The 1117-nt window shown below is 77.4% G+C and carries 2 protein-coding genes; both read left to right on the top strand.

Annotated elements, in window-relative coordinates:
• On the top strand, positions 1-617 hold a 617-nt coding region (locus ACWEVO_RS36950; RefSeq protein ID WP_452312013.1), incomplete at its 5' end, for a glycosyltransferase family 2 protein.
• Between the two features lie 50 nt (positions 618-667).
• Positions 668-1117, top strand: a 450-nt coding sequence (locus ACWEVO_RS36945) for a low temperature requirement protein A (protein WP_452312012.1), incomplete at its 3' end; no start/stop codon positions are given.

The raw sequence follows: 1117 nt of genomic DNA, 5'->3' as shown, positions 1-1117 counted from the left end.
CGGGCGCGCTGGCGCGGGCGGCGGAGCTGCTGCGGCGGCATCCGCGTACCGGGCTGCTGACCGGGGAGGTGCGGGTCGGCCCGCAGGAACGGCGGGATCCGGTCTCCGCCGCCCAGGCCCGCGCCCCGCTGGGCACGGCGCCGGGCGCGCCCGGCCCCACCGTGCTGGGCTTCCTGGCCTGCGCGGTGGTGCTGCGCCGCGCCGCGTACCAGCAGGTCGGCGGCTTCGCCGAACGGCTCGGCACGTACGGCGAGGAGGCGCTGCTGGCGATGGACCTGGCCGCCGCCGGCTGGCAGCTCGCGTACGTGCCGGAGCTGGTGGCCCACCACCTGCCGGCGCCGGACGGGCGGGACCCGCTGGCCCGGCAGCGGGTCGAGGCGCGCAACCGGGTGCTGACCGCGGCGCTGCGCCGCCCGGCGTCGGTGGTGCGGAGGGCGGTGGCGCAGGCCTGGCGGGATCCGGCCGGGCGGGCGGGGGTCTACGACGCGGCCCGGGAGCTGGGCTGGGTGCTGCGGCAACGGCGCCGCCTCCCGGCCGCCGTGGAGGCGGCGCTCAGCACCGTCGCCGGGCTCGACCCGGCATCCGGGTCACCGGCCGCGCCGTCGCTGGCCGGCTGAGCTGGTTATCGTGTGCGGGCAGCTGACCCGCGGCCGGCGAGGAGCACCGATTGACCAGCAACGCGCCCGTTCGGGTCTGGCACCGGCCGATGCGCGCCCGCCGCCCCGACGAGGCGCACCGCACCGCGACCCCGCTGGAGCTCTTCTTCGACCTCTGTTTCGTGGTCGCCGTGGCCCAGGCGGCCGGCGGCCTGCATCACGACCTCGCGGCCGGGCACCTCGGGCACGCCCTGACCAGCTACCTGACGGTGTTCTTCGCGATCTGGTGGGCGTGGATGAACTTCACCTGGTTCGCCTCCGCGTACGACACCGAGGACGACGTGTACCGGCTGACCACCCTGGTGCAGATCACCGGGGCGCTGGTGCTCGCCGCCGGGGTGCCCCGCGCGTTCACCGAGGCCGACTTCGCCACCATCACCGTCGGGTACGTGGTGATGCGGCTCGCCACGGTGGCGAACTGGCTGCGCGCCGCGGCCGGGGACGCGGCGCACCGCCGGACC

Source organism: Micromonospora sp. NPDC003776 (assembly GCF_053605645.1).
This window is presented reverse-complemented; position numbering and strand designations above follow the sequence as displayed.